Source organism: Massilia sp. CFBP9012 (assembly GCF_034045115.1).
Classification (GTDB): Bacteria; Pseudomonadota; Gammaproteobacteria; order Burkholderiales; family Burkholderiaceae_D; genus Telluria.
Genome location: NZ_JAXCWM010000006.1, coordinates 313,498 through 339,830, shown reverse-complemented (window position 1 = coordinate 339,830; position 26,333 = coordinate 313,498). Strand labels below are relative to the sequence as shown.

At 66.1% G+C, this 26,333-nt stretch carries 20 protein-coding genes and 2 tRNA genes; 15 read left to right on the top strand and 7 right to left on the bottom strand.

The window, feature by feature from the left end; translation table 11 throughout:
• The first annotated feature begins 80 nt into the window (after positions 1-80).
• The 3 genes from upp (at position 81) to SOM61_RS12440 (ending at position 1,657) form a co-directional block, all read left to right on the top strand.
• Entirely contained in the window at positions 81-731 is a 651-nt protein-coding gene (gene upp, locus SOM61_RS12450; protein ID WP_320474386.1) for a uracil phosphoribosyltransferase, read from the top strand.
• A gap of 9 nt (positions 732-740) precedes the next feature.
• Complete coding sequence (locus tag SOM61_RS12445; protein WP_320474385.1) at positions 741-1,112, top strand: Hpt domain-containing protein; 372 nt, start codon at positions 741-743, stop codon at positions 1,110-1,112.
• Positions 1,113-1,453: 341 nt separating this feature from the next.
• A complete protein-coding gene (locus SOM61_RS12440; RefSeq protein WP_137176112.1) occupies positions 1,454-1,657 on the top strand; it encodes a cold-shock protein in 204 nt (67 codons plus the stop codon).
• 98 nt (positions 1,658-1,755) lie between these two features.
• Here SOM61_RS12440 and SOM61_RS12435 read toward each other — a convergent pair whose 3' ends face one another.
• Positions 1,756-2,661: a LysR family transcriptional regulator gene (locus tag SOM61_RS12435; protein ID WP_320474384.1), complete on the bottom strand. Its 906-nt coding sequence runs from the start codon at positions 2,659-2,661 to the stop codon at positions 1,756-1,758.
• A 171-nt stretch (positions 2,662-2,832) separates the two neighbouring features.
• Between SOM61_RS12435 and aceB the strand changes: the two genes are divergently transcribed.
• On the top strand, positions 2,833-4,422 hold the full coding sequence (aceB, locus tag SOM61_RS12430; protein ID WP_320474383.1) for a malate synthase A: 1,590 nt from the start codon (positions 2,833-2,835) through the stop codon (positions 4,420-4,422).
• Positions 4,423-4,464: 42 nt separating this feature from the next.
• Here aceB and gloB read toward each other — a convergent pair whose 3' ends face one another.
• Entirely contained in the window at positions 4,465-5,277 is an 813-nt protein-coding gene (gloB, locus tag SOM61_RS12425) for a hydroxyacylglutathione hydrolase (RefSeq protein WP_320474382.1), read from the bottom strand.
• Between the two features lie 26 nt (positions 5,278-5,303).
• Here gloB and SOM61_RS12420 point away from each other — a divergent pair, with 26 nt between their 5' ends.
• The 5 genes from SOM61_RS12420 to SOM61_RS12400 all read left to right on the top strand — a co-directional run bounded on the left by SOM61_RS12420 (position 5,304) and on the right by SOM61_RS12400 (position 7,669).
• Positions 5,304-6,092 (top strand): class I SAM-dependent methyltransferase, encoded by a 789-nt coding sequence (locus SOM61_RS12420; protein ID WP_147937267.1) that lies wholly within the window; start codon positions 5,304-5,306, stop codon positions 6,090-6,092.
• Positions 6,070-6,537 carry a ribonuclease HI gene (gene rnhA, locus SOM61_RS12415; RefSeq protein WP_320474381.1) on the top strand — a complete coding sequence of 156 codons (468 nt, stop codon included), beginning with the start codon at positions 6,070-6,072 and terminating at the stop codon, positions 6,535-6,537. Before SOM61_RS12420 ends, rnhA begins: the two co-directional genes overlap by 23 nt.
• Before the next feature lie 73 nt (positions 6,538-6,610).
• Positions 6,611-7,318 (top strand): DNA polymerase III subunit epsilon, encoded by a 708-nt coding sequence (gene dnaQ / locus SOM61_RS12410; protein WP_320474380.1) that lies wholly within the window; start codon positions 6,611-6,613, stop codon positions 7,316-7,318.
• Between the two features lie 37 nt (positions 7,319-7,355).
• A tRNA-Val gene (locus SOM61_RS12405) sits at positions 7,356-7,430 on the top strand.
• Positions 7,431-7,594: 164 nt separating this feature from the next.
• A tRNA-Val gene (locus SOM61_RS12400) sits at positions 7,595-7,669 on the top strand.
• Between the two features lie 78 nt (positions 7,670-7,747).
• Here SOM61_RS12400 and SOM61_RS12395 read toward each other — a convergent pair.
• Positions 7,748-8,377 carry an SAM-dependent methyltransferase gene (locus SOM61_RS12395; protein ID WP_320474379.1) on the bottom strand — a complete coding sequence of 210 codons (630 nt, stop codon included), beginning with the start codon at positions 8,375-8,377 and terminating at the stop codon, positions 7,748-7,750.
• 132 nt (positions 8,378-8,509) lie between these two features.
• On the opposite strand from SOM61_RS12395, the gene SOM61_RS12390 reads away from it, so the two are divergent.
• Complete coding sequence (locus tag SOM61_RS12390; protein WP_320474378.1) at positions 8,510-10,504, top strand: MHYT domain-containing protein; 1,995 nt, start codon at positions 8,510-8,512, stop codon at positions 10,502-10,504.
• Between the two features lie 40 nt (positions 10,505-10,544).
• Here the strand turns inward: SOM61_RS12390 and SOM61_RS12385 are convergent, their stop codons facing one another.
• On the bottom strand, positions 10,545-12,560 hold the full coding sequence (locus SOM61_RS12385; RefSeq protein WP_320474377.1) for a GGDEF domain-containing protein: 2,016 nt from the start codon (positions 12,558-12,560) through the stop codon (positions 10,545-10,547).
• Between the two features lie 373 nt (positions 12,561-12,933).
• On the opposite strand from SOM61_RS12385, the gene SOM61_RS12380 reads away from it, so the two are divergent.
• From SOM61_RS12380 to cphA (SOM61_RS12360), 5 genes are all read left to right on the top strand, one after another.
• Entirely contained in the window at positions 12,934-14,334 is a 1,401-nt protein-coding gene (locus SOM61_RS12380) for a branched-chain amino acid transporter BcaP (RefSeq protein WP_320474376.1), read from the top strand.
• Positions 14,335-14,485: 151 nt separating this feature from the next.
• Positions 14,486-15,121 (top strand): isochorismatase family protein, encoded by a 636-nt coding sequence (locus SOM61_RS12375; RefSeq protein ID WP_320474375.1) that lies wholly within the window; start codon positions 14,486-14,488, stop codon positions 15,119-15,121.
• Positions 15,122-15,216: 95 nt separating this feature from the next.
• On the top strand, positions 15,217-16,992 hold the full coding sequence (locus SOM61_RS12370; protein ID WP_320474374.1) for a thiamine pyrophosphate-requiring protein: 1,776 nt from the start codon (positions 15,217-15,219) through the stop codon (positions 16,990-16,992).
• A 149-nt stretch (positions 16,993-17,141) separates the two neighbouring features.
• Positions 17,142-18,605 (top strand): iron-containing redox enzyme family protein, encoded by a 1,464-nt coding sequence (locus SOM61_RS12365; RefSeq protein ID WP_414674977.1) that lies wholly within the window; start codon positions 17,142-17,144, stop codon positions 18,603-18,605.
• 90 nt (positions 18,606-18,695) lie between these two features.
• Entirely contained in the window at positions 18,696-21,329 is a 2,634-nt protein-coding gene (cphA, locus tag SOM61_RS12360; RefSeq protein ID WP_320474372.1) for a cyanophycin synthetase, read from the top strand.
• Between the two features lie 515 nt (positions 21,330-21,844).
• On the opposite strand, the gene cphA (SOM61_RS12355) is transcribed toward cphA (SOM61_RS12360), so the two are convergent.
• From cphA (SOM61_RS12355) to SOM61_RS12345, 3 genes are read right to left on the bottom strand one after another with little or no spacing between them, the layout of a single operon-like run.
• Positions 21,845-24,433: a cyanophycin synthetase gene (gene cphA / locus SOM61_RS12355; RefSeq protein ID WP_320474371.1), complete on the bottom strand. Its 2,589-nt coding sequence runs from the start codon at positions 24,431-24,433 to the stop codon at positions 21,845-21,847.
• Positions 24,430-25,308, bottom strand: coding sequence for a cyanophycinase (locus tag SOM61_RS12350; protein ID WP_320474370.1), 879 nt, complete (start codon positions 25,306-25,308; stop codon positions 24,430-24,432). The genes cphA (SOM61_RS12355) and SOM61_RS12350 overlap by 4 nt, the downstream gene beginning before the upstream one ends.
• Entirely contained in the window at positions 25,305-26,216 is a 912-nt protein-coding gene (locus SOM61_RS12345; RefSeq protein WP_320474369.1) for an isoaspartyl peptidase/L-asparaginase, read from the bottom strand. Before SOM61_RS12345 ends, SOM61_RS12350 begins: the two co-directional genes overlap by 4 nt.
• Positions 26,217-26,333: the final 117 nt, after the last annotated feature.

Below are 26,333 nucleotides of genomic sequence, written 5' to 3'. Positions count from 1 at the left end.
ACGTGCAGACCGGGACAAACAGCCGCGTCGCTGGGATAATGCGCGCTTGTATGCTTCACACAGAACTTTTGAATTCCGCCATGAACCAAGACCCGCGCTTCCCGAACCTCTACATCCTGAACCACCCGCTGATCCAGCACAAGCTGTCGCATATGCGCGAGCACGACACCTCGACCCGCACCTTCCGCGAACTGCTGCGCGAGATCACGCTGCTGATGGGATACGAGATCACGCGCGACCTGCCGCTGACGACGCGCTCGATCAAGACCCCGCTGGTGACCATCGATGCGCCAGTGATCGCAGGCAAGAAGTTGGCCGTGGTGCCGATCCTGCGCGCCGGCATCGGCATGAGCGACGGCTTGCTGGAACTGGTGCCGTCGGCGCGGGTCGGCCACATCGGCGTATTCCGCGACCCGGAGACCCATGAGCCGGTCGAGTACATGGTGCGCCTGCCGGATACCGTCGATCGTACCTTCATCCTGTGCGACCCGATGGTTGCCACCGGCAACTCGGCGGTGCATGCGATCGACGTGCTCAAGAAGCGTGGCGTGCCGGACGAGCAGATCCTGTTCCTGGCCCTGGTGGCGGCGCCCGAAGGCGTGCAGGTGGTCCAGGATGCGCATCCGAACGTCAAGCTGTACGTCGCCTCGCTCGACTCGCACCTGGACGATCATGCCTACATCATCCCGGGCCTGGGCGATGCGGGCGACCGCATCTTCGGCACCAAGTAAGCGCCGACGATGGCAACCGTGCAGCCGGCCGACCAGCAGTTCTTCGCGCGCCTCGCCGAACTGAACGAGAAGTTCGCGGCGCGCCTGCCGTCGACCCTCGAGCGCCTGGCGGGGCTGTCGCAACAACTGGAGCGCGCCGGCGAGCCGGCCTTCGACGTCGCGCCGGCGGCGAACGAGGTACAGGCCATGCTGCACACGCTGGCCGGCTCGGCGGCCACCTTCGGCTTTCGCGGCCTGGGCCACCATGCACGCCTGCTGGAACAGCGGCTACGGGTGCTGCGCGCCTTCGATGTCGTGGCCGCTACGGAATGGCAAGCCTGGCGCGCGGAACTCGACGAATACATCCGCGCCGCGCATCGCGATCCAAAATCCCTGACCTGAGCAGTAGCAGGGGCGCCCATTCGCGCGCGGCGCTACGCAAGCCGCATGCGCAAACGTGCGGCAGAGCGGAATTTGATTCATCGCAAACATTTGGTCGGGCGTTGCGCCTATATTTTCCCTCGTACGGGATAAAAAGCGTGCTCACCAATTTATTGAATTTGAGAATCGTTGCTGCCAGGCGGTTTTTTTATTTAACGAATAGGGTGCGCGTCGAATTTATTCGGTATAATACGGGATCGTTGGGTTCGAGGTAGTAGTGCAGTCTGTCTGTCATTTCTTTCTTGCTTCTTCAAACGATCTGAAACGGGCGCAAGCCCAACTAACCGAAATAGGAAATTGTAATGGCAACTGGCATCGTTAAATGGTTCAATGACTCGAAGGGCTTCGGCTTCATCACCCCTGATGAAGGCGGCGAAGATCTGTTCGCGCACTTCTCGGCTATCCAGAGCAACGGCTTCAAGTCGCTGCAGGAAAACCAGCGCGTTTCGTTCGACGTGACCACCGGCCCTAAGGGCAAGCAAGCCTCGAACATCCAGCCTCTGTAATAGCCTAAGGGCTTTACGAGACAAAAATCCCCGGAATTGCCGGGGATTTTTTTTGCCTGTACGTCCCATCGCTCCCCGCGTGGGCCGCACCGGTCGCGTCAGGAATGGCGCCAGTAATCCGGCGCGGCGTAGCTGCGGCGCAGGAAATCCACGAAGGCGCGGATGCGCAGCGGCAGGTGGCGGCGCTGGGCGAACACGGCGTGGATGTCGTTGCCGGGCGCCGCGAAGTCGTCCAGCACGGTCACCAGTTCGCCGCTCGCGATCTGGCCGCCCACTTCCCACATCGAGCGCCAGGCCAGGCCCTTGCCGGCCAGCGCCCAGGCATGCAGCACGGCGCCGTCGTTGCACACCATATTGCCGCCCACTTTGAGGGTCACTGGCTTGCCATTGTCCATGAAGGTCCAGCCGCGCTGGCTGCCTTCGCTGCTGATCGGCAGGCAGTTGTGGCGCGCCAGGTCGGCCAGCTGGCGCGGCTGGCCGTGGCGCTTGAGATAGGCGGGCGCCGCCACCACCACGCGCCGGTTGTCGGCCAGCTTGACCCCGATCAGGTTCGAGTCGTCTAGGCTGGCGATGCGGATGGCCACGTCCACGCCCTCGGCCACGAGGTCGATTACACGGTCGGACAGGTTCAGGTTGATGGTCACGTCGCGGTGTTCGGCCAGGAAGGAGGGCAGCAGCGGCGCCAGGTGCAGGCGGCCGAAGCCGGCCGGCGCCGACACCGTCAGGTGGCCCGACGCGCGCATGCTGTGCTCTGAAATGGCGGACTCGGCGTCATTGACCTCGCCCAGGATGCGCAGGCAATCCTCGAGGAAGGCCGTGCCCTCGTCGGTCAGGACCAGCCGCCGCGTCGTGCGCTGCAGCAGCTTGACCCCGAGCCGGGCCTCGAGCGCGTCCAGCCGGCGGCCGATCATGGCCGGCGCGATGCCCTCGGCGCGCGCCGCGGCGGACAGGCTGCCACGCGCGACGACCTCGACGAAGGTCGACATCTGGGTAAATTTGCCCATGTTGTTTACCCGCTCCTGCTTCTTATTTGATACAAAAACACACGGATGCTGTGAGAATTTGTATGGTTTAGCGCTATTTAGGTGAATATACTTGATGCAAAGACAAACGCCAAGAAGCGCCCGTCTCGGGTGCGGCGTTGCACGCATTGTTCATCAAACTCAGGAGGCAATATGTCCCTCACCATCCCCGCAGGCATGCAGATCACGGGCGAGATCAAGCCCGGCTACGAGAACATTTTGGTGCCGGAAGCGCTCGCGCTCGTGGCCCAGCTGGCGCGCGCCTTCGCACCGCGCCGCCAGGAATTGCTGGCCCTGCGCGCCGAACGGGCGCGGCGCCTGGACGCCGGCGAGCGCCCGGACTTCCTGCCCCAGACCGCCCACATCCGCGACGGCGACTGGCGCATCGCGCCGATCCCGCCGGCGCTGGCTTGCCGGCGTGTGGAAATCACCGGTCCGGTCGAGCGCAAGATGGTCATCAACGCGCTCAATTCGGGCGCCGACAGCTACATGACAGACTTCGAGGATTCGAATACGCCCAACTGGGACAACCAGATCCAGGGCCAGGTCAATCTGTTCGATGCAGTCCGCAAAACCATTTCGCTGGAGCAGAACGGCAAGTCCTATCATCTCAATGACAAGGTGGCGACCCTGATCGTGCGTCCGCGCGGCTGGCACCTGGACGAAAAGCACGTGCTGGTCGACGGCCAGCGCGTCTCGGGCGGCATCGTCGATTTCGCGCTGTTCATGTTCCACAACGCGAAACAATTGCTGGCGCGGGGCGCCGGTCCGTATTTCTACCTGCCGAAGCTGGAATCGCACCTGGAAGCGCGCCTGTGGAACGACGTGTTCGTGATGACCCAGGATGCGCTGGGCCTGCCGCAGGGCACGATCAAGGCCACGGTGCTGATCGAGACGATTCTTGCCGCGTTCGAAATGGACGAGATCCTGTATGAATTGCGCGAGCACAGCGCCGGCCTGAACGCCGGACGCTGGGATTACATCTTCTCGTGCATCAAGAAGTTCAAGCATGACCGCGACTTCTGCCTGGCCGACCGCGCCAAGGTGACGATGACGGCGCCGTTCATGCGCGCCTATGCGCTGCTGCTGCTCAAGACCTGCCACGCGCGCGGCGCGCCGGCCATGGGCGGCATGTCAGCCCTCATTCCGATCAAGAACGACCCGGAGAAAAACGAGATCGCGATGGGCGGCGTGCGCACCGACAAGGCGCGCGATGCCACGGACGGCTATGACGGCGGCTGGGTCGCCCACCCCGGCCTGGTCGGGTTGGCGATGGAGGAATTCACCAAGGTGCTGGGCGACCGGCCGAACCAGTTCGAGAAGCAGCGTCCGGACGTCGAAGTCACGGCCGCGCAATTGCTCGATTTCCAGCCCGAGACGCCGATCACCGAGGCTGGCCTGCGCTACAACATCAATGTCGGCATCCACTACCTGGGCGCCTGGCTGGCCGGGAATGGCTGCGTGCCGATCCACAACCTGATGGAAGACGCGGCGACGGCCGAGATCAGCCGCTCGCAGGTGTGGCAGTGGATCCGCTCACCGAAGGGTGTGCTCGAAGATGGCCGCAAGGTGACGGCGGACATGGTGCGGGCGATGATTCCCGAAGAACTGGAGAAGGTGAAGGTGGTGGCGGCGGACGGGACGCATGCGAGCTACGAGCGCGCCGCCGTTATCTTCGAGGACATGTCGACGTCGGATGAATTCGCCGAATTCCTGACCCTGCCGCTGTACGAGGAGATTTGATGCTTGCATGGTTGGCGGCATCGTCGCCAACCATGCGATAAATCAGAACGTATTCTTCCATTCGCGCAGCGCCGCGAAGGCGTCGACCTCCGGCGCCCCCGGCGCGAGGCGTCCCGCCTCGACCAGGCTTTGCACGATGCGTGCTTCGCCTTGCCGCAGGAAGGGATTGGTCGCCCGCTCGAGGCTGATCGTCGACGGAATGGTCGGCTGCCCTGCCTCTCGCTTCATGCCATCGGCCAGCACCCGCGCATCGAGCGCAGCGTTGCCCGGTTCGACCGCCTGGGCGAAACGCAGATTCGACAGCGTGTACTCGTGCGCGCAATAGACCAGCGTGTCGTCCGGCAGCGCCGTGAACTTCCCGAGCGACGCCATCATCTGCTGCGGCGTGCCCTCGAACAGCCGTCCGCAGCCCGCGCCGAACAGCGTGTCGCCACAAAATAGCCACTCGGCACCCGGCTCGCGACCTGGATTGCGCCGCACATAAGCGATGTGACCCAGCGTGTGCCCCGGCACGTCCAGCACGTCCAGGGCGAGATCCAGCCCCGGCACGCCGATGCGCTCGCCCTCGCCGAGCGGATGCGTCACCAGCGCGATGCCGTCGTTGCGCGGCCCGAAGACGGGCACATTCCACTCCTGGAGCAAGCCCGGCACACCCCCGATATGGTCAGCATGGTGATGGGTGAGTAGAATGGCGGTCAGGCGCAGCTTGTGCGCGGCCAGCGCGGCCTTGACCGGCGCGGCGTCGCCCGGGTCGACGATGGCGGCGTTGCTGCCGTCGTGAATGAGCCAGAGATAATTGTCTTTAAAGGCAGGAAGCGTCAATACCGCGAGGTGAGTGCGCAGAGGAGTCGTCATGGTGAACCGTAGGTCAAAGAGGTGGCATGGATAGCGCATCCGAAAAATCCATTATAGCGCTCGACAACTGGCTGCAATCGCCGGCGGGCGCCTACGTGCGCGCGTTCGAGCAAGCCTGCCTGGACGAACTCACGGTGGATATCTTCGGCTTCAATGCGCTGCAGATCGGCGTGCCCCAGCTCGATGCGCTGGCGGCCAGCCGCATGCCCAATAAATGGCAGGCGGCCACGCGCACCTCGCATGCGGACGAACTCGCGTTTGCCGCGGGCGGCAAGCAGATCGCGGTGGCGGTCGACTTCGAGGAACTGCCGTTTGCCACCAGCAGCATCGATCTGGTGGTGCTGCCGCACGTGCTGGAGTTCGCCGCCGAGCCGCACCAGGTCTTGCGCGAAGTCGAGCGGGTCCTGATTCCGGAAGGGCAGGTGATCATCTGCGGCTTCAATCCGGCCAGCCTGTGGGGCATGCGCCAGGGCTTCCGGCGCGTCACGCGCAGCGACTACCTGCCCGAGTCCGGCGAATTCATTTCTTTGCCGCGCCTGAAAGACTGGCTAAAATTGTTGAATCTGGGCGTGACACGCAGCCATTTCGGCTGCTACGCCCCGCCGTGCCGCACGGCCCACTGGCTCAGCCGCTTCTCGATGATGGAATCGGCGGGCGGGCGCTGGTGGCCGTATCTCGGCGCGGTCTACGTGGTGCATGCGATCAAGCGGGTCAAGGGCATGCACATTATCGGTCCCGCATGGAACAAGAAAGCGAGCAAGCGACCGGCGGCAGTGCCGGCAGCGAACAGGAATGAGCGAACAACAAACGAATGAAGCAAGCGCGACGCAGGTCGAGATTTTTACCGACGGCGCGTGCAAGGGCAATCCCGGCACGGGTGGCTGGGGCGCGCTCCTGGTCTCGAACGGCCACGAGAAAGAAATTTTCGGCGGCGAGCCGAACACCACCAATAACCGCATGGAATTGCGCGCCGTGATCGAGGCGCTCGGCGTGTTGAACCGTCCGTGCAAGATCGTGCTGCACACCGACAGCCAGTACGTGCAGAAGGGGATCTCGGAATGGATCCACGGCTGGAAGGCGCGCGGCTGGAAGACGGCGGCCAGGGAGCCGGTCAAGAACGACGACCTGTGGAAGGCGCTCGACCTGGCCCAGCAGCAGCACGCCGTCGAATGGCGCTGGGTACGCGGCCACAACGGCCATCCAGGCAACGAGCGGGCCGACGTGCTGGCCAATCGCGGCGCCGCCTCGGTCCGCCGCTGACCGTTTCAGCGCCGGAAGGCAGGGGCGGGCTTTGCTATACTCTGGTCCGCTTTAATTTATCTTGTAGAACACCATGCGCCAGATCGTCCTCGATACCGAAACCACCGGCCTGAATCCTCGCACGGGCGACCGCGTCATCGAGGTCGGCTGCGTCGAAATCTTCAACCGTAAACTGACCGGCAATAATTTTCACCGCTATATCAATCCCGAACGCGAGTCGGACGAGGCGGCGCTGGCCGTCCACGGCCTGACCACCGAGTTCTTGAGCGACAAGCCGAAGTTCCACGAGATCGCCGAGGAATTGCGCGAGTTCGTGCAGGGCGCCGAGGTCATCATCCATAACGCACCGTTCGATCTGGGCTTCCTGAACCACGAATTCACCCGCATCGGCCTGCCGCCCTTCGTCCAGCACTGCAGCGGCGTGATCGATACCCTGGTGAACGCCAAGGAACTGCATCCGGGCAAGCGCAATTCGCTGGACGCGCTGTGCGACCGCTACGAGATCTCGAACGCGCACCGCAAGCTGCACGGCGCGCTGCTCGACTCGGAGCTGCTGGCCGACGTCTACCTGGCCATGACCCGCGGCCAGAATTCGCTGACGATGGACGTCGAAGTCGAGACCGCAAACATCGGCGACGCGCTCGAAGTGGTGCCGCTGGGCGAGATCATCGTGGTCGCGGCAAGCGGCGACGAACTCACGGCGCACGACGAGGTGCTGACTGGCCTCGACAAGAACGTGAAAGGCAGCTGCGTGTGGAGGAATTATTCTCCGCAGGGATGACGAGACAGTGATTCTGTGCCATAATACGCCTCGCTTCGGGAGGTTAGCTCAGGGGTAGAGCACTGCATTCACACTGCAGGGGTCGCAAGTTCGAAACTTGCACTTCCCACCAGAATTCACAAGGGCCAGCAGCAATGCTGGCCTTCTTGTTTTCGGCAAGCGCGGCAGGTATCGCTGCCTCGCCGTGTTTCTTTCGAGATCACGGTATCGGTACAAATAAGTTGGTCAATTGCCATTTGGAATAATCAAGACTTTATGGCATAATACGGCCTCGTTGGGAGGTTAGCTCAGGGGTAGAGCACTGCATTCACACTGCAGGGGTCGCAAGTTCGAAACTTGCACTTCCCACCAACAGGATTCCTTCGAAACGCCCGCATGATGCGGGCGTTTCGCATTTCAGGCGCCGTTTTTTATTGCCCGTGCGGCATATCAAAGCTGCGCTGCACGCACCTGCCCGATCTCCCGCTTGAGCTCCTCCGTCATCGTCCACGCATACAGGGTCTTGTCGCGCACCCGCACGATCTGCTCCGGCGGCCATTGGGCGCCCATGTGAAAATCGTGCGACACGACGCGCGCGCCGACCCGCAATTGCCGCCACAGCTGCGGCATCAGCTGCAGGTTGACCTCGAACAGCAGGTACAGCATGACCACGGTAGCCGGGCTGAAATCGGTGCGGAACAGGTCGGCCTGGCGAAAGCGCACGCGGTCCTGCACGCCGGCCGAGCGCGCATTGGCATTCGCTTCCTGAATGCGTTCGGGATCGAGATCGATGCCCACGCCGCGCGCGCCATACCGGCGGGCGGCCGAGATCACGATGCGGCCGTCGCCGCAGCCCAGGTCGTAGACCACGTCATCGCTTGCGATCTTCGCCATCGACAGCATGCGCTCGACGATGTCCTGCGGCGTCGTCACATACGGCACCTTGGGCAAGGGCCGCTGCGCGCGCGCGGGCAGGATCGTCGCCGGGGCCAGCGCCAGGCCGGCCAGCGCGGCGGCGCCGTGCAGCAGGGTGCGGCGCTCATGCACGATGGATGGGGCGGTCGTACGGTCGTCGGACAAGGTTTTTCCTCCTGGAGCTGGCGTTAAGCAGGCGTGCAAGCGTAACCGATATCGCCGGCCAGGTCGTGTACACTGGCTCCGACCGGCATGCGGCATGTCGGCAAGTAGACAATAAAAAACGGGACAACACCGATGGTGAACGGGTATTACGAACCCCTGCTGGTCTTCGTGTCGATCCTGGTGGCCATCCTGGCGTCGTACACCGCGCTCAGCCTTGCGATGCGCGTGCGCCAGGCCCAGGGCCGCACGCCGTACTTCTGGATCGCCGGCGGCGCCCTGGCCATGGGCAGCGGCATCTGGGCCATGCACTTCATCGGCATGCTGGCCTTTCGCCTGCCGATGCCGGTCGGCTACGATCCCCTGATCACCTTCGCCTCCTGGCTGCTGCCCGTGGTCGCCTCCGGCCTGGCGCTGTGGCATGTGCGGCACCGTGCCTTCCGGCGCCGCCAGCTGGCCTTGAGCGCTGCCCTGATGGGCGCGGGGATCAACGCCATGCACTACACCGGCATGGCCGGCATGCGCATGGATCCCGCCATCACCTACACCCCCTGGCTGTTCGCGCTGTCGGTCGCGATCGCGATCGGCGCCTCGGCGCTGGCGTTGCAGCTCGCCCTGCGCCTTCACGACGATGGCCAGGAGCGCGGCCGCTCGCGGCGCGCGGTGCAGCTCGCGGCCAGCGTCATCATGGGTGGCGCCATCGCCGGCATGCACTATACGGGCATGGCCGCCGCCCACTTCGAGGCCGGCAGCGTGTGCCGCGCGGCGCTTGGCGGCGTCGACCAGGATCACCTGGCGGCGCTGGTGACGCTGGCCACCGTGGCCCTGCTCAGCATCGCGCTGCTGGCCACCATCTTCGATGCGCGCCTCGAGGCGCGCAACCGTACGATCGCCGAATCGTTGCAGGCGGCGGCCGAGCGCCAGCAACTGTATCTCGACGAGCAGCGCGCCCGTCTCGAGGCCGAGAACGTCAGCCAGATGAAGGACGAGTTCCTCGCCACCTTGTCGCACGAGCTGCGCACGCCGCTCAACGCCATGCTCGGTTGGTCGCAGTTGCTGCTGCAGGGCCATCGCGATGGCGCCATGCTGCGCCGCGGCCTCGAAACCATCGAGCGCAATGCGCGCGCCCAGTCGCAGCTGATCGAAGACATGCTCGACATGAGCCGCCTGCTGGCCGGCAAGGTGCGCATCGACGCGGCGCCGATCCAGCCGCAGGACTTCGTCAACGCGGCGCTCGAGACGGCGCGTCCGGCGGCGCTGGCGCGCAGCATCGGCCTGGACGCCAGCATCGACCACGGCGCCGGCCCCGTGCGCGGCGACCTGGCGCGCATGCAGCAGGTGATGTCGAACCTGATCTCGAACGCCATCAAGTTTTCCGAGCCCGGCGGCGTGGTGACGGTCACGCTGCGGACCGATGGAGAAGCGGACGAGCGCGCGGTGGCGATCGACGTGGCCGATACCGGCGCCGGCATCGCGCCCGAATTCCTACCCTATGTGTTCGACCGCTTCCGCCAGGCCGATTCCTCGTCGGCGCGGCGCCATGGCGGCCTGGGACTGGGCCTGGCGATTGCGCGCCAGCTGGTCGAGCTGCAGGGCGGCGCGATCAGCGTGGCCAGCCACGGTGAAGGGCAGGGCGCCACCTTCACCCTGCACCTGCCGTTGGCGGCGCCCGGCGCGGTGCCGGCGGCGCGGGTCGAGCCGCTTGCCGGCCTGCCGCTGGCGCCACCGGAGATGGCCGGCATGACGGTGCTGGTGATCGACGACGAACTCGATTCGTTGGAACTGGTGCAGCAGGTGCTGGCCGCCAGCGACGCCACGATCCTCACCGCCACCGGCGCGCGCGAGGCGCTGCGCCTGGTCGAGACGCGCCGGCCCGACCTGGTCATCAGCGACATCGGCATGCCGCTGGTCGATGGTTTCGAGATGATCCGCCGCATACGGTCGATGCCCGACCGCGAGACGGCGGGTGTGCCCGCCATTGCCCTGACCGCATTCTCGCGGCGCGAAGACCAGCAGCGTGCGCTGGAAGCGGGATTCGACGACTACCTGGCCAAGCCGGTCGCCCCGGCGACGCTGCTGCAGACGGTGGCGGCGATCGTCGCCCGCCGCAATCTGCTGCGTTCGCTGTAACGCGGCGCGCCTGGCCGCCGATGGGGCCGATGCGCCGTCTTCAGCCGGCCACGCCCGGCAGCACCAGGTCGAGCTCCAGCCCACCTTCGGGACGGCGCAGGCCGGCCACGATATAGCCGCGGTTGCGGCCCGCTTCCTTGCCCTTGTAGAGCGCGCGGTCGGCCAGCGCGATCGCCTGTTCCCAGTCGGGTTGGAGCGTGGCTTCCGGCCTGGTCTCGTCGCCATCCGGCGCGAACGGCAGCGATACCGCGCCGGCGGTGGCGCTGATCCTGAGCGCGGTGCCGTCGTCCAGCACGATCGGCGTGGCGGCGATCGCATCGAGGATGCGGCCTACCAGCAGCGGGCGCTGCTCCTGGGTCACACCCTGGGAATACACCAGGAATTCCTCGCCGCCCCAGCGCAGCACCATGTCCGATTCGCGCATCGCCGCGCGCAGGCGCTTGCCGACCTCGACCAGCACCGCATCGCCCGCCGCGTGGCCATATTCGTCGTTGATGCGCTTGAAGTGGTCGATGTCGAGCAGGGTGAAGCAGTCGGCCGAACCCAGGCGCGGCGGCGCTTGCCCGGTGCGGCTGCGCATGCGGTCGAGGAAGGAGCGCCGGTTGAAGAGGCCAGTGAGTGGGTCGTGGGCCGAGCGGTAGGCCAGCTCGTCGTTCAGTTCGGCCAGGCGGCGACCGGTCAGCACCGACTTGCGGTACATCCACAGCACGCCTGCGCACATGAAAAGCGCCACCGACGCGCCCAGCGAGGCGGCGGTCTGGATCAGGCTGCGGTGGCGCAATTCGGTGTCCTTGACGGCGTTCTCCTGGCGCAGGGCATCGATCTGGGCGGCGCGCTCGCGCGCCTTGAACTGTTCTTGCAGCGCCGAGATCGCCTTATTGCGTTCATCGACCGCCAGGTCCTGGGTCACGGCTTCGCGTTCGCGCGTGGTGGCCAGCGCTTCGCGGAAGCGTCCGGCGCTTTCCAGCGCGAGGCTCTTCTCGGCCAGCAAGCGGCCGACGGCCGACATGGCGCCGGCCTTGCGCATCGCGGCGATCACCGCGTCCACGTGCTGCATGCCTTCGCTCTGGCGGCCCTGGCCGAACAGGGCGAAACCCAGGTTGGCCTTCGCCATTTGCAGGCTGATCTTGTCTTCGCTGCGCTCGGCCGGCGCCAGGGCGGCGCGCGCCGCTTCCTCGGCCTCCTGGTAGCGTCCCGCCTTCAGGTAGGCGTTGGCGATATTGCCCAGCACATTGGCTTCGATCGCGATCAACTGGTGGGTATGGGCCAGTTCCAGCGCGCGCCCGAAGGCTTGCTGGGCGCCCTCCAGCTCGTCCTGCGCCACCAGCGCCCGGCCCTCGAAGAAGTGGGCCGCCGCTGCGGTGCGCGGCGCAAGCCGTGTCGCGCCGGTGCGGATCTCGCGCAACGTCTCGAGTGCGCGGGCCGGATCGCGCGAATTGACGTACATGCGCGCCATCGCCAGCCGGATGTCGGCTTCGCGCGGGCTCCACAGGCCGGGATGGCGCTTGACCATGTCCAGCGCACGCAGGAAATGGTGCAGCGCGCGGTCGTACTGGCCCACCGCGCTGTAGGCCATGCCGTGCAGCGCTTCGGCCGTGGCCGTGAATTCGGGACTGTCCAGCTTGCGGTAGCGGGCGCCGAGGGTGGCGAGCTGGCCGAGGGCCTTGGCCGGATCGTTGTTCTCGATCAGGCGCAGCACCCGCGCCAGGCTGGCCAGCGCGAGATTGAGCGGATCGCGTTCGGCCTCGGCCAGGCCAATGATAAGCTCGTTCGTCTCGAAGGCTTCTCGGAAGTTGCCGGCATCGGCCTGTGTCCGTCGCAACAGGCGCAGGTAGTGGATGCGCACCGGATAGGGCGCGCCGGCGATCAGCTTCTGGCCCTCCTGCACCAGGATGGTGCGCGCCTGCGCATTATTATGCTCGGCCAGCGCCGCGATTTCGTCCAGCCGTGCTTTCGGCTGCATGGCCGCCGGCGCCGGACCGGCAAGTGCGGCCAGCAACCCGCCGATCGCGAGCAGCGGCGTGGATCTGGTCGGGCGTCCATTGGGAACAGTCATGTCGGCGGGATCGGTGGGCGGAGAAGCGAGGGTGGGGCGGGATGGCTCGGTCCATTATCGAATGTTGATTTGAGGAAATCAAGCACAGCCGCCCAGGCTGCGATGTTTACGCAACGGCCGCCTTTAATAGCAGAAATTGCCTGCCGGCACGTAAATTGCAGAAGATTTGTTAGATTGCTTTGATTCGCAACAGCATTCTGGTTATATTTGCACGTCTGCAAAAAGTTGACGGTTTGCAGGTGTAGCAAGAGCGGTTTCATGTCAGGCATGCCGGCCCAACAGGCAGGATCTCGAGAGCGTGCCCGCACGACCTGCGGGCACGGCGTATTGACAAGACGCGGGACCACATACATATTTGATTGGAGAACACGTAGTGAGTATTTTTAGAACCAAGAATCTGGATGCCATGCTGGCCGCCAGCGCCAAGCCGGGCGGACTCAAAAAGGTGCTCGGCCCGACCGACCTGATCCTGCTCGGTATTGGCGCCATCGTCGGCACCGGTATTTTCGTGCTCACCGGCACGGGCGCCGTCACTGCCGGCCCTGCGCTGACCCTCTCCTTCATCGTGGCTGCCATGGCCTGCTGCTTCGCCGCCCTGTGCTACGCCGAGTTCGCCTCGACCGTGCCGGTTGCTGGTTCGATCTATACCTATAGCTATGCCACCCTGGGCGAATTCGTCGCCTGGATGATCGGCTGGGACCTGCTGCTCGAGTACGGCCTGGCCACCTCGACCGTCGCGGTCGGCTGGTCCGGCTATTTCCAGTCGCTGATGTCGGGCTTCGGCCTGGTGCTGCCGGATGCGCTGACCGCGGCCCCGGGCGCCCGTCCCGGCGTCGAGACCCTGTTCAACCTGCCGGCCTTCCTGATCATGATCGCGCTAACCGCGATGCTGTCGCTGGGCATGCGCGAATCGGCACGCATCAACAACGTCATGGTCATCATCAAGACCGGCGTCGTGCTGCTGTTTATCGCCGTCGGCGTCGGCCACGTCCGTCCGGAGAACTGGGAACCGTTCATGCCATATGGCATGGGTGGCGTGATGAGCGCTGCCGCGCTGGTGTTCTTCGCCTTCATCGGCTTCGACGCCGTCACCTCGGCCGCCGAAGAAGTGAAAAATCCGAAGCGTGACCTGCCGATCGGCATCATCGGTTCGCTGGTGGTCTGCACCATCCTGTACGTCGTGGTCGCAGCGATCATGACCGGCATCGTGCCGCACCTGGACTTCAAGGGCGTCGACCACCCGGTCTCGCTGGCGCTGCAGGTGGCGGGCGAAAACTGGGTTGCCGGCTTCGTCGACCTGGCCGCAATCCTGGGCATGAGCACCGTGATCCTGGTGATGGCCTATGGCCAGACCCGTATCCTGTTCGCCATGTCGCGCGACGGCCTGCTGCCGGCCAAGCTGTCGAAGGTGCATCCGAAATACGGCACCCCGTTCTTCGCCACCTGGCTGGTGGGCATCATCTTTGGCCTGATCGCCGCCGTGGTGCCGCTGACCGTGCTGGCTGAACTGGTCAATATCGGCACCCTGGCCGCCTTCACCCTGGTCTCGATCGCCGTCATCGTGCTGCGCAAGAAGCGTCCGGATCTGCCGCGCGCCTTCCGCTGCCCGGGCGTACCGTATATTCCGGGCCTGGCGATCGTGTTCTGCCTGGTGCTGATGTCCTTCCTCTCCTGGCATACCTGGCTGGCATTCGCCATCTGGCTGGCGATCGGCGCCGCCGTCTACTTCGGCTATGCACGCCAACGCTCGCTGCTGAACAATCCGCAGGAATAAGTAGTCTTTGACTGCAGTCCCTGACTGCAGTCCCTGACTGCAGTCCCTGGCTGCAGTCCCTCGCGGCAGGCCCTTCCGGTCTGCCGCGCGCCCTTCGGCCGGCGACGGCGCTTCATGTTAATCTGCCATCTTTGACGCAGCGTGTGCGTCCTTGAAACGGAGAAGTCTCATGAGCGCCATCGTGCTCGGCCAGGGCGACGCCCTCCTGATCGTCGACCTCCAGGTCGACTTCCTCCCCGGCGGTAAGCTGGGCGTCCCTCATGGCGATCAGGTGATCGCGCCGATCAACCGTCTGATCGACCTGTACCGGACGCGCGCGCTGCCCATCTATGCCTCGCGCGACTGGCATCCCGAACTGCATTGCTCCTTCGCCGCCCAGGGCGGGCCGTGGCCGCCGCATTGCGTGGCCGGGACCGACGGCGCCGGCTTTGCGTCCGACCTGAACCTGCCGGACGACGTCATCGTCGTATCCAAGGCCGATAGCGTGGAGGTGGACGCGTATTCCGCCTTCAATGGCACCGGGCTGGGGCAGGCCATGCGCGCGCGCGGCATACGCCGCGTGGCCGTGTGCGGCCTGGCCACCGACTATTGCGTGCTCAATACGGTGCTCGACGGGCTCAGGGAAGACATCGAGATCCTGATCGTGGCCGAGGCCGCGCGTGCGGTCGACGTCGCGCCCGGCGATGGCGACCGCGCCATGACGCGCATGCTGCGCGCGGGCGCGGAGCCGGTGCGGCTGTCGGGCGACGGCCTCGTGGCCGACGTGGAACTCGGCGCGCGCCTCTGATTGTGCCGTGTCGGCGCCTGCGGGCGCTGGCGCACGGTCTGCGTTCCATTCCGGGCCTACAGTCGCCTTTCCAGCAGTTGCGAAAGGACACCGGCATGACCAGCACCGTAGGAGACTTTCTGCTCGACCGTCTCGGGCAATGGGGCGTGCACCGCGTCTACGGCTATCCGGGTGACGGCATCAACGGCATCCTGGCCGCCCTCGGGCGCCAGGACGCGATCGAGTTCGTCCAGTGCCGCCACGAAGAGATGTCGGCTTTGATGGCCTGCGGCCACGCCAAGTTCACGGGCGAGGTAGGCGTGTGCCTGGCGACCTCCGGTCCCGGCGCCATCCACCTGCTCAACGGCCTGTACGACGCCAAGCTCGATCACCAGCCGGTGGTGGCCATCGTCGGCCAACAGCAGCGCTCCGCGCTCGGCGCCCACTACCAGCAGGAAGTCGACCTGGTCACGCTGTTCAAGGACGTGGCGGGCGAGTTCGTGCAGATGGCGAGCAATGCATCGCAGGTGCGCCACCTGGTCGACCGCGCGCTTCGCATCGCCAGGGCGCGGCGCTGTGTGACCTGCATCATCCTCCCGAACGACTTGCAGGAAGAAGAATCGGTGCCTCATCCGCCGCATGAACACGGCAATACCTTCTCCGGCGTAGGCGCCGCGCTCGAGGCGGCGGTGCCGCCGCCCGAGGCCCTGCGCGCAGCGGCCGACCTGCTCAATGCGGGCGACAAGGTGGCCATCCTGGCCGGCGCCGGCGCCCATGGCGCTTTGGACGAACTGGTCGAGGTGGCCGAGCTGCTCGGCGCCGGCATCGCCAAGGCGCTGCTCGGCAAGGCCGTGGTGCCCGACGACCTGCCGTTCTGCACCGGCACCATCGGCATGATCGGCACCCAGGCCAGCGATACCATGATGAAGGAATGCGACACGCTCCTGATGATCGGCTCGAGCTTCCCGTATGCCGAGTTCCTGCCGCAGGAAGGCACTGCGAAGGCGGTGCAGATCGACGTCGACGCCACCATGCTCGGCCTGCGCTATCCGATGGACGTGAACCTGGCCGGTGACGCGCGCGCGACCTTGCGCGCCCTGATTCCGCTGTTGCGGCGCAAGGGAGTGCGCAGCTGGCGCGCGCGGATCGAGTCGAACGTCGCCGAGAGCTGGCGCGTGCTGGACGAGCGCGCGCGCCAGCCGGGTAATCCAATCAATCCGCAGCGCGCCTTCAGCGAGCTGTCGCCGCGCCTGCCGGATGATGTGATCCTGGCCGGCGACTCGGGCTCGGTCTCGGCCTGGTATGCGCTGCACCTGCGCCTGCGGCGCGGCATGATGGCGTCGCTGTCGGGCGGGCTGGCGACCATGGGCTCGGCGGTGCCGTATGCGATGGCGGCCAAGATGGCGCATCCGGGACGGCCGGTGATCGCGCTGGCCGGCGACGGCGCGATGCAGATGAACGGCATGAACGGCCTGATCACGATCGCACGCCACTGGCGCGACTGGGCCAATCCCACATTGGTGGTGCTGGTGCTGAACAACCGCGATCTTAATTTCGTGACCTGGGAACAGCGCGGGATGCAGGGCGAGCCGAAATATGCGCCATCGCAGGAACTGCCCGATTTCTCGTATGCGGAATATGCGCGCATGCTCGGCCTGGAGGGCGAGCGGGTCGACGATCCGGAAGCGTTGGGCCCGGCCTGGGACCGTGCACTGGCGGCTGGCCGGCCCTTTGTGCTGGAAGTGGTGGCCGATGCGAACATCCCGCCGTTCCCGCCGCATATCGTCGATGCCCAGGCCGAGAAATATCGGGAGGCGCAACAGAAGGGTGACCCGGAAGCGGCGGACGTGGCGCGCGGCGTGCGCCAGCAGGGTAGTGGTGCATCGACGTAAGCATCGACGTAAGTAAGTTGACAATCAAATGCTGCGCTGCGAGATATAATTTTGTAATCCCTCTCTTACACACTCGCAGCGCGCCAACCGATTTGCGCAACATGGTCCAGCTTGGATAATGTCGGTAATCGTCCATAGGACACTTCACGATGCGAGACATGACACCATTGTTGTTAGCCGACGCGCCTGGCGTCGCGCCCGCGCCCTTTGCTACCGCAGAAGGCGCGAAGGACCTGTATTTTTCGCTGTACGCCGATCCGTCAGCGCAACCCGAACAGGCGAGGGACTTCGTGGCAGGGCAGATCGCGGTCGCGCGCGAGCTGCCGTCCGACCTGCCGGCGCGCCTGGACCAGCTGCAGGCCTGGATCGAACAGCGTACCGAGATCGTCGGCCAGCAGTACCGCGACTATCTCGCCGCGCGCAAGAACGGCGCGCCGCGCCGCTATTTTTCGTGCCGCGCACATGCGCTGTACTTCATCAAGGGCGTGGCGCCGACCAAGCTGGTCGACGGCGCCTGGCTGTATGGCCTGACGCGCCAGTGGGACGACGTCGCCTTCCATCCGCTGATCAAGACCTATCTCGAGGAACTGGGCGACGGCCTGCCGGACAAGAACCACGTCACCTTGTACCGCAAGCTGCTGGCCACCCATGGCTGCGAAAGCTGGGAAGACCTGGGCGACGACCACTTCCTGCAAGGCGCGCTGCAGCTGGCGCTGGGCCACCATGCCGAACACTTCCTGCCCGAAGTCGTCGGCTACAACCTGGGCTACGAACAGCTGCCGCTGCACCTGCTGATCACGTCCTATGAACTCAATGAACTGGGCATCGACCCGTATTACTTCACCCTGCATGTGACGGTCGATAACGCCGCCAGCGGCCATGCGCGCAAGGCGGTGCAGGCGGTGCACGACCTGATGCCGAAGGTCGGCGACCGCGACGCCTTCTGGCAGCGCGTGGTCGACGGCTATCGCCTGAACGAACTGGGCGCAAGCACGACCTCGGTGATCGGCGAATTCGACCTGCAGTCCGAACTCGTCGCCATCCTGGCCGCCAAGAGCGGCGTGGGCAAGAACATGCACTCGGATTACTGCCGCGTTGCCGGCCGTTCGGTCAACGACTGGTTGACGGATCCGGCGCAGATCCCGGCCTTCCTGGCCGCGCTCGAAGGGGCGGGCTGGATCAAGCGTGGCGAAGACGTCGAGCATAGCCGCTTCTGGCGCCTGGTCGAAGGCGAGCGGGCCGAGATGTTCGGCGTGTTCAACGCCTATGAATTGCAGGTGCTGCGCGACTGGATCACCTCCACTGCCGACGGCAAGCCGGCCAGCGCCCAGCGCGTGCTCACGGCGCGCGCGCGCCAGCGCACCCTCGACCAGCTGGGGCAGGGCGCGGAAAGCGGCATGGCGCATCCGGTGCGCGGCCTGATCCGCCGCCACGCCAATCTGGACGACGCCGATGCCAGTAACGAGCTGCGCCTGCTGGAGCAGCAAGTGGCGGCGGCCAACGGCAAGCAGGAGGCGATGCAGATGCTGGGCCGCCTGCTGTCGCCCGAGATTCACCATACGGCGGTGGGCCTGATGGCCACCCGCATGTACACGCAACTGTTCGACGCCTGAACCGCCTGCACAGGGACAAGCGGCCGGTGCGCGATAGAGAGCGTGCGCCGGTCGTAGCTTTAAAAAACAATTATTACAAGGGAAACACACGTGCAAATCCTCGAACAACGCTTCCTGCGCGGACCGAATGTCCACGCCGACTCGCCATGCCTGCTGTCGGTGGTCGACCTGAAGGATTTATATGGAAAGTCCACCAAGGACCTGCCCGGCTTTAACCATGCGTTGCTCGAGCTGCTGCCGTCGCTGCACGGCGAGCGCCTGCCCGCCGGCCAGCCTGGCGGCTTCGCCCAGCGCCTGCGCGAAGGCACCTACCTGGGGCGCGTGATCGAACACGTGATGCTGGAACTGCAAACCCTGGCCGGCGCCCCGGCCAGCTTTGGCCGTACTCGTCCGGTGAACGGCCATCCTGGCCAATTCCGCATCGTGTGCGCCTACAGCTGCGAAAAGCTGGCCGAGCCGGCCTTCGACCTGGCGCTCGACCTGGTCGGCGCGCTGGCTCGCGGCGCGGGCTTCGAACTTGCTGCGCGCCTCGAAGAACTGCGCGAGATCGCGGCGCGCTATGCGATCGGCACCAGCACCGCCGCGGTCATCACGGCGGCGCAAGAGCGCGGCATCCCGGTGCAGCGCATCACCGACGACGCCAACCTGTTCCTGCTTGGCTGGGGCGTCAGGCAAAAGCGGCTGCAGGCCACGACCACCGGCGACACCAGCTTCATCGCGGTGAAGATCGCCAGCGACAAGCAGCTGACCAAGGCCTTGCTGAAAGAGGCCGGCGTGCCGGTGCCGGAGGGCGACGTGGTCACCACCGTGGAGTCGGCCCAGCGCGTGGCGCGCCGCTTGAACGGGCCGGTGACCCTGAAACCGCTGGACGGCAACCAGGGCAAGGGTGTGACGGTCGATTGCACCACGCCGGACGACGTCGCACGCGCTTTCGAGTTCGCGCGCCAGTACGGTCGCCGCGTCATCGTCGAACGCCATGTCTCGGGCTGCGATTACCGCGTGCTGGTCGCCGGCGGGCGCGTGGCCGCGGCCTCGCGCCGCCGTCCGGCGCATGTGGTGGGTGACGGCGACAAGACCATCCGCGAGCTGGTCGAGATCGAGAACGCCGATCCGGCGCGCGGCGCCGGCCATGCGACGATCCTGACCCGGATCTCCCTCGACGACCATGCGGCCGACATGCTGTCGCGCCAGGGCTTCGAGTTCGACAGCGTGCCCCCAAGCGGGGTGGTGGCCGAGTTGCGCGGCAACGCCAACCTGTCGACCGGCGGCACCGCCGAAGACGTGACCGATCTTCTGCCTGATTCGACGCGCCTGTTGTGCGTGCGCGCAGCCGCCAAGATCGGCCTGGACGTGGCCGGCATCGACATCGTGTGCGAGGACATCGGCCAGCCGCTGGCGGCCCAGCGCGGCGCGGTCATCGAAGTCAATGCGGCGCCTGGCATCCGCATGCACCAGTATCCGAGCGCGGGAGAAGCGCGCGACGCCGGCGAGGCGATCGTCGATGGCCTGATGGGCGCATCGAGCGGGCGCATTCCCGTGATCGCGCTGACCGGCACCAACGGCAAGACCACCACCACCTTGCTGGTCGCGCACGCGGCGCGCATGGCCGGCCGGGTGACCGGCGTGACCACCACCGAAGGCGTCTTCATCGACGGCAAGCAGGTGGTGAAGGGCGACTGCACCGGCTACTGGTCGGCGCGCACGGTGCTGCATGCGCCGGAAGTGGAGATCGCGGTGCTGGAGACGGCGCGTGGCGGCATCCTCAAGCGCGGCCTGGCGTACGACCGCTGCGACGTGGCGGTGGTGCTGAATATCGCGGCCGACCACCTGGGCCTGGACGGCGTCGACACGGTCGAGGACCTGGCGCAGGTGAAGGCGGTGGTGGCGCAATCGGCCTCGAAGGCGGTGGTGCTCAACGCCGAAGACGCGCTGTGCGTGCAGATGGCGCGCCGCGTGAAACCCGGCGCCGAAGTATTGTTCTTCTCGATGGACGCCGAGAACCCGGTGCTGCTCAAGCACCTGGAAGACGGCGGCCGTGGCGCCTACCTGCAAGATGGCGCCGTGGTGATCGCCGACGGCCATATCCAGCAGGCGGTGATCAAGGTCGAAAGCATGCCGGTGGCCTTCGGCGGCCTGGCCCGCTTCAACATCGCCAATGCGCTGGCCGCCGCGGCCGCGCTGATGGCATCCGACTTCAGCCACCTGCAGATCGCCGCCGGCCTGTCCACGTTTGTGTCGAACGGCCGCACCAACCCGCTGCGCACGAATATGTTCGACGTGCGCGGCGTGACCGTGATCGTCGACTACGCCCACAATCCAGCCGCCTACGCCGCCATGGCCGACATGGCGCGCGGCATGCTCCCGGGCCAGCTGGTCGGCATCGTGACTGCCCCGGGCGACCGCCGCGACCGCGACCTGCGCGAAGTCGGCAAAGTATGCGGCGCCCGCTTCGACGAGCTGGTGGTCTACGAATCCCAAAGCCGCGGCCGCGCCGTCGGCGAGGCGGTCGACCTGATCCTGAGTGGCGCTGAAGAAGCCGTCGGCCTGACCGACACCCTGCACCGCGAATTGGAAGTCGGCAACGCCATCCGCCTGGGCCTGAGCCTGTGCGAGCCGGGCGACGTCCTGGTCTTCGCCTGCGGCTCGTCCCTCCAGGTCTTCGTCGACGCCATCCGCGCCACCGACCCCGAAAGCGCCGACCTGATCGCCGCCCAAACCACCTAACCGCCCGCCCCTCCAATGAGGGTCAGAGTAAAATTATTGGGCAATTTTCCAAATTCGCCCTTTAATTAATGAGGGTCAGAGTCAAATTATTGGCAAATTGCTTGGCGGACAGTTAGGGTCAGAGTCGAATTAACGGCTCAGCCGTAAAACTTGTCAAACAATTCGACTCTGACCCTCATTAATTTTCCTTCCCCAGCGTTCATTTTTCGCGCCAAAACGGCAGTTGGCTCGGAATGCGCTTACTCGCCCCTCATGTTTTCCCAGCATCCGATAATCCAGGGCAAAATCACGGCCCAGAATTAATTAGGGTCAGAGTCGAATTATTGAGCAATTGCCCAAATTTGCGGTTCAAGTAAATAGGGTCGGAGTCGAATTACTGGCCAATTGCTCCCCAGATAACTAGGGTCAGAGTCGATTTAACGGCTCATCAGCAAAAGTTGTCAAACAATTCGACTCTGACCCTAATTGGACCCTAATTGGGAGGGGGGAGGAAACGGCCCGGGAGGGCCGTTGGGTTAGATGGTGGTGGCGTCGATGCGGCGGGCGAGGTCGGGGCGGGTGGGGCGGAGGGCTTCGGTCAGTTCGGAGATCGAGGAGCCACAGCCGAAGACCAGCACGTCGCCGGGACGGCAGATCGACAGGCCCAGGCGGATCGCGCGGTGGACCTCCAGCTCCACCTGCAGTTGCTCGGCGTCGATCTTGCCCAGGCGGGCGCCGCGCGCCAGCAGGGTGGCGGTTTCGCCGGCGGGGCGGCCGCGGTTTTCGGATTCGTAGATCACCAGTTCGTCGAAGCCCGCGGCGCAGGTGCGGCCGATGTCGACCAGGTCGGCGTCGCGGCGGTCGCCCGGAGCGGCGATGACCCCGATCAGGCGGCCCGGGGTCATCGAGCGCGCCATCTCGGCCAGGGCGGCGTAGGCCGCGCAGTTGTGGGCGTAGTCGACCACCACCGTCACGCCGTCCACGTCGAACAGGTTCGAACGCAGTGGATTGTGCTTGCTGTCCGAGACGAAGCCGCGCAGGCCGTCCGCGATCTCGTGGTTGGCGAAGCCGCAGGCGGTCAGTGCGGCGGCCGCCGCCATCGCGTTGGCGATGTTGTAGCGCGCGCGGCCGCCCAGCGAGGACGGCATCTCGTGCACGTCCATCAGCGCTTCGTGGCGCAGGCCGCTCGCGATCACGATCGTCGAATCCTGCAGGTAGACCCCGCGCCCGCCATGCTCTACGTGGCGCAGCAGCACCGGATCCTCGGCGTCCAGCGCGAAATAGATGATCTCCACGCCGTCGGCCAGCTCGGCCCCCATCTGCACGCAGTACGTGTCTTCGGCATTGAGCACCACCGCGCGCGAGGCGCGCTTGGCCACCACCGCCTTCACTTTGGCCAGGTCGTCGATGGTGTCGATGCCGTCCAGCCCCAGGTGGTCGGCCGAGACGTTCAGCACCACCGACACGTCGCAACGGTCATAGGCCAGGCCGCGTTTGAGGATGCCGCCGCGCGCCGTCTCCAGCACCGCGAAGTCGACGTCCGGCGCGCCCAGCACGCTGCGCGCCGAATGGTAGCCGGTGCAGTCGCCTTCATAGGCCAGCTGGCCGTTCAGGTAGACGCCGCTGGTGGTGGTCACGCCGGTGCGCAGGCCGGCCATGCGCACGGTGTGCTCGATCAAGAGACTGGTGGTGGTCTTGCCGTTGGTGCCGGTGACCGCCACCACCGGGATGCGTCCATTGCAGCCGCCGAACAGCGCCTCGACGATGGCGTCGCCCGCGTCGCGCGGCGTGCCGCGGCTCGGGTACTGGTGCATGCGGATGCCCGGCGCCGCGTTGACTTCGATGATGCCGCCGCGCTGCGCGCGCAGCGGCTGCGCGATGTCTTCGCAGATGATGTCGATGCCGGCCACGTCCAGGCCGATGGTGCGCGCGGCGCGGATGCAGATGTCGCGGGTCTCGTCGGGCAGCAGGTCGGTCACGTCTTCGGCGGTGCCGCCGGTCGACAGGTTGGCGTTGCCGCGCAGGTCGGCGCTCACGCCGTCGGCCAGCACCGTGTCGAGGTCATATCCCTGCCGGGCCAGCGTCTCGGCGGCCAGGGCGTCGAGCGCAATTTTAGTGAGGATGTTGGTATGACCCTCGCCGCGCGCCGGATTGCGGTTTTCGGTCTCCACCAGCGCGCGAATGGTCGACTTGCCGTCGCCCGTCACGTGCGGCGGACGGCGCCACGAGGCGGCGGCGATCTTGCCGCCCGTGACCAGCACGCGGTAGTCGCGGCCGCGCAGGTATTCCTCGACGATCACGCGCCGGCCATGCTTGCGCGCGAACTCGAAAGCGCGCGCCACGGCTTCAGGGCCCACGCAGTCGACGGTCACGCCCTTGCCCTGGTTGGCGTCCAGCGGCTTGATCGCCACCGGCCGGCCGAGGCGGCGCGCGATGCGCTGGGCCGCTTCCACCGTGGTGACGACGTCGCCTTCCGGCACCGGCACGCCGGCCCCGTCGAGCAAGGCCTTGGTCAGCTGCTTGTCGCTGGCGATGCCCACCGCGATCGAATTGGTGGCGCCCGTGATCGTCGCCTGCAGCCGTTTCTGGCGGCTGCCCCAGCCCAGCTGGAACAGGTTGGCCGAGTCAAGCAGGCGCAGGGCCGGGATGCCGCGCCGCAGGGCGGCGTTGACGACGGCGCCGGTGCTGGTGCCGATCGCATGGTGCTCGGCGACGTCGCGCAATTCGGCAATGGCCGCAACGAGGTCGAAGGCCTGGTCGAGCGCCAGCGCCTCGAGCAGGGCGATCGCGGTGCGCAGCGCTTCCTCGGCCACTTGTTCGATGGTGTAGCCACACACCACGCGGCGGCGCTCGGGCTGCCCCAGCACCGGTCGGGTGGCGCTGTGTTCACCCGGGACGCCGGCCAGGCGCTGCAGCTCCATGACGACCGGCTCGAGCGCGTCGACCAGCAGCGCGTCGTCGGCCAGGCGCACCGCAGCCTCGGCCGGCAGCGCCGGCAACAGATCGAGCAGGCGCGCCGAAAAGCCGCGGCCCTTGGCGCCGACGTTGTCGACGAGCGCCATCAGGCAGGGATTGTCAGCGTACAGATTGGGCCCGCGCAGCAGGCGTTTTTCCTTGATTCTCATGACAGTGTGGTCCGTTTTGTGACGTTTTCCAGGAAGTCCAGCAACTGGGGCGGCACGCGCTTCCCGGTCTGCTCATCTCCAACAGGCAGTGAATATTTGCTCCCGGCAGGCAGCAGGTGCAGGCGCACATCGATCAGCTCCGGCGTGGCGCGGTCCTTGATCTCGGCCACATTGGTGCTCATCGAACGGCCGTCGACCACGGTCACCGCGCCTTCGCCCAGCACCTCGATGCCGACCCCGCGCTCGATGATCAGCGCCGTGTCCTCGTCGATGCCGATCCCCTGCAGATACGGGTTCTGGGCCACCACCGACAACAGGCGCGACAGGCGCTGGCGTTCCGAGAAGTGCTGATCGACCACCACGCGGTGCAGGAATCCGAGACCGGCGCCGAGGCTCACCGAGCCTTTCTCGGGCAGCAGGTCCACGCGGCCTTGCGCCAGCATGTGGCCCGACATGGCCGAGGCTCCGGCGCTGGTGCCGCCGATCGTGGCGCCGCGCACCTTGAGGGCGGTGTGCATCTCGGCGTCCATGGCGGTGCCGCCGATCAGGGCCAGCAGGCGCTTCTGGTCGCCGCCGGTCATGAAGATGCCGTCGGCCTCGGCCACCTTGCGCACGAAGTCTTCGCTGTTGGCGTCTTCGCGGCTGGTGATCTCGAGGTGCGCGCGTTCCCTGACGCCCAGCGTGCCGAACACGCCGTCATAGATTTGCCACATCTCGTCGGCGATCTGGCTGGCCGCCGTGATCACCACGATGCGCGCGTCCGCGCCGCCGGCCAGCTCGACGAAGCGCGACAGGATTTCCATATCGCGCTTGCGGTCTTCGCCGCCGCCGATGATGACCAGATGGCCGTTCTTTTGCGTGCGTTGTTCGCTCATCGTTGCACCATCTTCGAGTAAGGCATCTCGCCATTGCTGCAGGCGCCGGCTTCGAGACGGCTGACGGCGATCAACCCGACCTTGATCTCCGGCGCGAACAGGTCGACCCCGCGTTGCAGGGCCTGTTCGAGCGGCATGCCGTCTTCGATCCAACCGTAGACCGTGCGCGCGAGCAGGTGGCGCACGATCTGTTCGCCGATGCCGCTGGCCGCCACCGCGCCAGCGGGACCGGCAAAGAAACCGCTGCCGATGATCGGGGTGTCGCCGACGCGCCCGAGCAGCGCCGGCGCCGAGCCGCCGGTGGAGCAGGCGACCGCGAAGTGGCCGTCGGGGCCGCGCACCACGGCGCCCACGGTGTCGCAGGCCACGCCTTCGGGCAGGTTCAATGGGGTGTTGTAGTTCCAGAAGCGGTCGAACAGGCGGCTGTTCAGGCCCGGCATGGCCGGCACCGAGCCGGCCAGCTGGGTCATGATCTTGCGGTGTTCGGCGCGCTGGCGCTCCGACACCGGGGCGCTCTCGGGCATGCCGATCGCACGCGCGAAGCGCGCGGCGCCGTCGCCGGCCAGCATCCAGTGCGGCGTGTCGGCCACCGCGCGCGCCAGCCGCACCGGGTTCTTCACCGATTGCACGCAGGCGATCGCGCCGAGGCGGCCGCGGGTATCCATGATCGAGGCATCCATTTCGACGGTGGCGCCGTCGAGGCCCAGCACCGAACCGCTGCCGGCGTTGAAGCGGCCATCGTCTTCGAGGGTGCTTACTGCGCCGACGGCGGCGTCGAGCGCGTCGCCATTGACTTCCAGCTGCGCCAATGCGCGGCGCGCGGCGAGAACGCAGCCATCTTCGTTCGCGCGCGACGCGCCGGCGCCACCGTGTACCACGACGGCGCCAGCTTGTTGGGGCTTGCTCATCTCGTCCAATCCTTTTGCATTATTGTTATGTTGACCGGTCGCGCAGCTTTGTGTGCGACCAGCAGATATTATGCAAAAGCAACGGCCTGAGCCATATCGGTAGCGCCGCCGTGTGGT